This window comes from Microcoleus sp. LEGE 07076 (assembly GCF_015207455.1).
GTDB lineage: Bacteria > Cyanobacteriota > Cyanobacteriia > Cyanobacteriales > Microcoleaceae > Microcoleus.
The window spans coordinates 1-6,661 of sequence record NZ_JADEWV010000266.1; the positions used below are offsets into that span (position 1 = coordinate 1).

The 6,661-nt window shown below is 45.2% G+C and carries 6 protein-coding genes; 1 reads left to right on the forward strand and 5 read right to left on the reverse strand.

The genetic code is table 11. The features are described 5' to 3' along the window. The 5 genes from IQ270_RS26640 to IQ270_RS26660 form a co-directional block, all read right to left on the reverse strand. Positions 1–358 (reverse strand): TerD family protein (locus IQ270_RS26640; protein ID WP_193976176.1); only part of this gene is annotated, 358 nt, incomplete at its 3' end. A gap of 78 nt (positions 359–436) precedes the next feature. Continuing rightward, complete coding sequence (locus IQ270_RS26645; RefSeq protein ID WP_193976177.1) at positions 437–1,891, reverse strand: TerD family protein; 1,455 nt, start codon at positions 1,889–1,891, stop codon at positions 437–439. A gap of 105 nt (positions 1,892–1,996) precedes the next feature. Beyond that, on the reverse strand, positions 1,997–2,569 hold the full coding sequence (locus IQ270_RS26650; protein WP_193976178.1) for a TerD family protein: 573 nt from the start codon (positions 2,567–2,569) through the stop codon (positions 1,997–1,999). Positions 2,570–2,750: 181 nt separating this feature from the next. Next, positions 2,751–3,284 (reverse strand): peptide deformylase, encoded by a 534-nt coding sequence (gene def / locus IQ270_RS26655; RefSeq protein ID WP_193976179.1) that lies wholly within the window; start codon positions 3,282–3,284, stop codon positions 2,751–2,753. Positions 3,285–3,777: 493 nt separating this feature from the next. Beyond that, on the reverse strand, positions 3,778–5,019 hold the full coding sequence (locus IQ270_RS26660; protein ID WP_193976180.1) for an HhoA/HhoB/HtrA family serine endopeptidase: 1,242 nt from the start codon (positions 5,017–5,019) through the stop codon (positions 3,778–3,780). Between the two features lie 210 nt (positions 5,020–5,229). Here IQ270_RS26660 and dnaA point away from each other — a divergent pair, with 210 nt between their 5' ends. Continuing rightward, positions 5,230–6,600, forward strand: coding sequence for a chromosomal replication initiator protein DnaA (gene dnaA, locus IQ270_RS26665; RefSeq protein WP_193976181.1), 1,371 nt, complete (start codon positions 5,230–5,232; stop codon positions 6,598–6,600). Positions 6,601–6,661 lie beyond the last annotated feature (61 nt).

Consider the following 6,661-nt stretch of genomic DNA (forward strand, 5'->3'; position numbering starts at 1 on the left):
TATTTACGCCCAAAATAATTTTGTGATATTGTGATGGCAACGAGTTCAGTTTCACCAATATTTGTTCGTCGTCGCCGTCTCCCTCCCCGGTAAGATTGTCGCCTGAGTGTACAACTGTTTTGTCTTTTGACTCCAAATGAGAGTAATAAATTACATCTTCTTTGTAGTTTTTTAATTTGCCATTTTCTCCCAGGAGCATAGCGTAGGAATCTAAGTCAAAGTTTGCACCGCTGCTGCGGCCGAAAATACTTTTTTTAGCTTGTGCAACGTCCCAGCCTAAAGCCATTGTCAATCGGGATAAGTCGTATTCGCTTTTGCTGAGAATGATTGATTGTCCTTTTGTTAGGTTGATAGCCATATTTTTCTAATTTTGTACGGTTTTTTGTGAAGTTGAATGATTATTCTAAGCTAGCATTTTTTTCTGAAAAAGCTGTTTCTATGGTAAGAGATTTTTGATGCGGGCTGATTTTACCCAATGTGGGTATTCTGCTGTCAACAAATCGTATAATTCCTCATCAGCAATGTGTTCCGGGTCTTCTAAGCTGAAGAAATCGGCGTTGTCTAGGTAGCGATCGTCCATTTCGTCAAGCTGCTCTAAAAAGCTAAAATTGCTCGCTACAGCTCTTGCTAACCGCCCTCGAACTCCCTTACTTTTGATATCTTTTTGCGATTTGCCGATCGCCATAAACTGCCAAAATATCGGTTCATAGGATGACCATTGTAGCTGCTGCTTGGTTTCGGACTCGTCTGCAGTGGCTCCATCCGTGACAAACATCACGTAGACAGGTCGATCGGCTTTAATAGCTGCGTAGCGACTGCTACCGCGAGCGTCAGGAAAATAGAAGTTTCTAATTTCTTCCATTACTTTACCGTAGTAAGTACCTCCTTCTAAAGGATACTGTTGCAGTATATGGTGGATGAAGTTCGAGAAATTGTCGATCGACATTTCACCGGGATTGTGGGGGTTGACTCCAAACAGAAATATGTCGATCGCTGCGTTGTCGTCAAACCGACATCCCAAAGCCAAAATCTTCTCTGCTAAACGCTGAATTTTTCCAGAACTGTATAGGGAAGACATGGAAACAGAAATATCGAGGCAAAGCGCTACTTGAGCATTGTGATTTGTTAAATTTGCCTTCTTGAGCGAGATATCGGCTTTCTTGACTAGATTGAAAATGTGCGGCGCTTTCTCCTCAAGCTTTTTGTCTAATGCTATGGCTTCCTGAGTTTTGTGGCTATCTTCAATGACTGGTAATTTAGGCAGTTCTACTGTAAGTTGTGCTGGTTTTTCTTGCTGTTGAATCTCTGAATGATACTTGTCAACAAAACTCTGCAACCCTGCTTTATATCCTTGTCCTACGGCCTGAAATTTCCAAGCTGCATCTTTTTTGTACAACCGTCCAAACTCGACTGCTGTTTCTTCAGAAAAAGCTTCTGTTAAATCATACTTCGCTAGTTCGCTGCCGCTTTGGCGATCGTACAATCGGATAAAAGCATTTTTAATTTGACTGAAATTTTGATGTTTAGCGTGTCCGTCGTGAATTGTCACCACAAACACCATTTCCTCCACCGCAGCCGTTACCTTTTCTAAGTCTACATAAATTGTCTCGTCATCTCCTTGAGTTTGCCCAGTTTGATTATCTCCCGAATGAGCAATTGCTCCGTCCGGCGACTGCGAATTATTGTAAAATACAAAGTATCTTTCCTCGGGGATTTTACCGTCAGAACCTAATGCAAAAACCGAGGCATCGATATCGCAGCTTTGCGGATTTGAGTCGGATACATTTAGTTGAGTTGCTATTTCCCAACCCAGGGCGATCGCAATTTTTGTTAAACTTGGAGATGTTTGAGAAAGATTAAATCTTTCGCCCTTCTTTAATTGAATTCCCATCTGGTTTCTCACCTCATGAGTCTGGCCCAAAATCGAGGGAAACGTTCATGCTTCCGAATTTCCCCTCGATTTATTTAGCACAAATCGACTTTTTATGCCGACTTTTTATGCGGCATACTTGTCTACAAAGCTTTGCAAGCCAGAATTGTAGCCTTGTCCTACAGCTTGAAATCTCCACTCGCCATCTTTCTTGTAAAGTCTGCCAAACTCCACCGCAGTCTCCCTAGAAAAATCTTCGTCCAAATCGTACTTGGTGACTTCTGTGTTAGTAGTGGTGTCGTAAATCCTGATAAAAGCATTCCGCACTTGACCGAAGTTTTGCCTTCTCGATTCTGCTTCGTGGATGGTGACAACAAACACAATTTCTTCGACTGCCGGATCGACTTTGGTTAAATCGACTGTAACTGTTTCATCATCTCCAACTCCTTCTCCGGTTAGGCTATCTCCTAGATGTATCACAGAAGAATCGGGCGACTCTTTGTTATTGTAAAAAACAAAGTATTTTTCGCTGGGAATTTTACCGCTAGCCCCCAACATAAACACGGAAGCATCTAAGTCAAACGCCCCGCCCGTGTCTGTAGCGTTGAGATCCCATCCTAAACCGATCCCGGCATTTTTCAGCCCTGGTGCTTCTTTCGAGAGATTGATTCTGCCGCCTTTTTCCAAATTGATAGACATTGGCCCTCCTATTCACAACATCACTGGCGCTACCGATCGCAATTATATCAATTATTAGAGAATCTTGACAAATTGCTGCTCAGACTCCTCCAATCAATTTGAGATTTTAAATTTGGGATTTGAGATGGTAGAATTGACCCGGAGGATCGATCTGGGGGCTTTATACCCTGGATGTTTGAGACTAGAGGAGGTTGACAATTTGCTTTTGGTACTCATCTTCGGTGATGAGTTGTTGGGTACTTTCCACTCTGTCTAAAAACACGATGCCATCTAAATGGTCGTATTCGTGTTGAAAAATACGGGCTACAAAGTCTGTGAGTTGTTGTCGGTGGAGTTGGTCGTTTCTACAAGTGTATTCGATCTCGATCGCCCTGCTTCTGGGTACCAATCCCCGAATCCCCGGAATGCTCAAACAGCCTTCCCAGTCTTTGACTGTCTCTGTTGATGCAGCCACAATCCGGGGATTAATCATCGCTGTGGGTTCCATCTTCGGTGCTTGGGGATACCGTAGATTTGGGCGGGATGCGACGACGAACAGGCGATCGGACTGAGCCGCTTGAGGGGCGGCAATCCCCACTCCGTTCGCGTGTTGTACTGTACAGATTAGGTTGTCTATCAACTGTTGAATGCGCGAGTCCTTAACATTCTCGACAACTTGCGACGGTTGGCGCAGTACGGGATTTCCTAATTGATAAATTTGCAATACTTCTGACATATTTTTTAGTTATTAGTTATTAGTTATTGGTTGTTGGTTATTGGTTATTGGTTGTTGGTTGTTGGTTGGTTGTTGGTTGTTGGTTGTTGGTTGTTGGTTGTTGGTTGTTGGTTGTTGGTTGTTGGTTGGTTGTTGGTTGTTGTTATTATTGGTTGTTGGTTATTAGTCTTTACTCGTGAGAATTAATAAATAATTGAAATTGAACTATTCCATAAAAAAATCAAGAAAAATCCTTGGTTCGGCTCTCTGCTTTACAATCTCTATCATCAATTATTAGTTTGTTTTCATTTTGTAGAGAGACTCATTAATAATTTATTCCTATTAATAACAACTAACAACTAACAACTAACAACTAACAACTAACAACTAACAACTAACAACTAACAACTAACAACTAACAACTAACAACTAACAACTAACAACTAACAACTGAGAGGGAGGGCACGGGGGCACCGCCCCTACTAACAACTAACAACTAACAACCATCAACAAATTATCTAATTTTTTGAACTGGCAAACTCCCCGGTTGCACAGTTAAATTAACTATTTGCCCGTTGCGATTAATCTCCATTTGCAACAAGCCGCCAACCTTAGCATTTTGCACAAACTCCTGAACAGCTTCCGACTGAATAATCGGCTGATTGTTAATCTTTTGAATCACATCTCCAGCCCGCAAACCGGCCGTGGCTGCGGGAGAATTAGGAACTACGCTGACAATCGCGACACCGCGAGCGACTGCAACTCGCAGATTGCTGTTAGCATTGCTGTTAATTTGCTGCTGAACCTCTGGAGTCAGCGTCGCCATTTCAATGCCCAAATAAGCGTGTTCGACTTTTCCGGTGGAAATCAGTTCCTGCGCTACCTGTTGCGCCGCCTGAATGGGAATCGCAAAGCCCAACCCTTGAGCCCCTTGAATAATCGCCGTATTCATGCCGATAACTTCGCCCGAAGCATTCAGCAGCGGGCCGCCGGAATTGCCCGGATTGATTGCAGCGTCTGTTTGAATAAAACCGATCCGCTTGTCGGGCACGCCCACATCAGAGCTCGATCGCCCCGTAGCGCTAATAATCCCCGCAGTTACCGAATTGTCCAAACCCAAAGGATTGCCGATGGCGATCGCCCATTCCCCAGACAACAGCTTATCCGAATTGCCGATCGCCACCACAGGCAGAGCATTCGCCTCAATCTTCACCACAGCCACATCCGTCACCTTATCCGCCCCCAACACCCGCCCCTGATAGCTGCGGCCATCCCTGAGAGTTACATTTACCGTATCTGCACCCTCTACAACGTGAGCGTTAGTCAGAATCACGCCGTCAGCCCCGATGACAAAACCCGAACCCGTACCCCGTTCGATCCCGCCCCGGCCGCCCGAATTCGGTTCTGTGCCAAAAAAATCTTCCGGTGAGAGCCTTCTATTTCCCGGTTTCACCAGGCGCGAAGCATCGATCCGCACCACGGCCGGGCCAACTTTTGCCACCGCAGCGACAATAAAATTCACATTGGCTGCATCCCCCGACAAGGGAACGGGCGGCAATACTTTGCTACCTTGAACCTCAGTCTTGGGAGGCAGTTGCAATTTCGGTTGCAGCGCCTCTTGTCCAGAATCGCCAGAATTTCCTCGTAATTGAGAAACCGTCAGCCGATCGCCCAACATGGCGGCTCCGGCTCCCGTTACCAGCAGCAATATGTAAATTGCCGGTTGCTTCCAAAACTTGCCTGTAGAACTCTTCATAGCCATATTTTTAGGCTTTCCTGCCAATTTTAAATATTTACCTAGCAGCTCTTTGATACCTGCTATATTGCAGCCGGGCCGCCAAATTTTTGGGCGATGGCGTCCCGCCCTCGCCCGTGCTACGGCAGACTCCCTTAAACTTTAGCATCTGAGGACTAAACTCTCTAGAGTAGACTAAATCTCTTGAATGCCGATCGGCAGAAGTGAGCGATGGAAATTCCCCTCGAAAATCTGTGGAATCAGATACTTGAACGTCTCCAGGTACAACTGAGCAGACCTAGTTTTGAGACGTGGATCAAAACTGCCAGAGCCGAACAGCTCGAAAATAACTGTTTGATCGTCAGCGCCCCCAACCCCTTTGCTCGCAATTGGTTGCAAAAATACTACGTCAAAACAATTGCCAGTGCAGTTGAAGAAATTCTCGGCTATCCGGTAGAAATTTACTTGACAATTGCCAGAGGAAATGAAACAGACGACAGCAGCCAGGGAGCCACGATTTGGCCGTCCCCCATCGCCGATGCCCCCGAAAGCAACTCGCTTCACCCTCCCAAACCCGCCAATTTAAACCCCAAATACGTATTTTCCCGCTTTGTCGTCGGTTCCAACAACCGCATGGCTCATGCGGCTTCCCTCGCAGTAGCCGAGTCTCCGGGCCGAGAATTCAATCCCCTATTTTTGTGCGGTGGCGTTGGTTTGGGGAAAACTCATCTGATGCAGGCGATCGGTCATTATCGCTTGGAAATTGACCCCAACGCCAAGATTTTTTACGTTTCTACCGAAAAATTTACCAACGATTTAATCGCCGCAATTCGCAAAGACAGTATGCAAACTTTCCGCGACCATTATCGCGCCGCCGATGTTTTATTAATAGATGACATTCAATTTATTGAAGGAAAAGAATACACTCAAGAAGAATTTTTTCACACTTTTAATACTTTGCACGAAGCGGGAAATCAAGTAGTTTTAGCTTCTGACCGCCCGCCGCAGCAAATCCCCCGCCTGCAAGAGCGTTTGTGTTCCAGATTTTCGATGGGATTAATTGCTGATATTCAATTGCCCGACTTGGAAACACGGATGGCAATTTTGCAGAAAAAAGGTGAGTATGAAAATATGCGGCTGCCGCGAGATGTGATTGAATACATTGCTTCTAGCTATACTTCCAATGTGCGGGAATTAGAAGGAGCTTTGATTCGGGCAGTAGCATATCTTTCAATTACCGGTTTGCCGATGACAGTGGAGAATATCGCCCCAGTTTTGAACCCGCAAACTGAAACCGTACAGGCGACTCCGGATGCAGTAATTGCCGTTGTGGCCGAGGCGTTTGATGTTTCTGTTGAAGATTTGAAAGGTATTTCCCGCAGGCGCGAAATTAGTCTCGCCCGTCAAATAGGAATGTATTTAATTCGGCAGCATACTGGTTTGAGTTTGCCGAAAGTTGGCGAAGTTTTCGGCGGAAAAGACCACACGACTGTACTTTACAGTTGCGACAAAATTGCTCAACTGCGGAACACTGACCCGAATTTGGCCCAAACTTTGCGTCAGTTGAGCGATCGAATTAATGTTGTCAGCCGCAAAAGTTAATAAAAAGTCAGTTGACTGTTGACTGTTGACTGTTGTCAGTTGTCAGTTGACTGTTGTCAGT

Bases quoted from the DNA above. Each gene is read 5' to 3' on its own strand.
- IQ270_RS26660 (WP_193976180.1), bottom strand. From the start codon at position 5,019: ATGAAGAGTTCTACAGGCAAGTTTTGGAAGCAACCGGCAATTTACATA.
- IQ270_RS26650 (WP_193976178.1), bottom strand. From the start codon at position 2,569: ATGTCTATCAATTTGGAAAAAGGCGGCAGAATCAATCTCTCGAAAGAA.
- IQ270_RS26645 (WP_193976177.1), bottom strand. From the start codon at position 1,891: ATGGGAATTCAATTAAAGAAGGGCGAAAGATTTAATCTTTCTCAAACA.
- def (WP_193976179.1), bottom strand. From the start codon at position 3,284: ATGTCAGAAGTATTGCAAATTTATCAATTAGGAAATCCCGTACTGCGC.
- dnaA (WP_193976181.1), top strand. From the start codon at position 5,230: ATGGAAATTCCCCTCGAAAATCTGTGGAATCAGATACTTGAACGTCTC.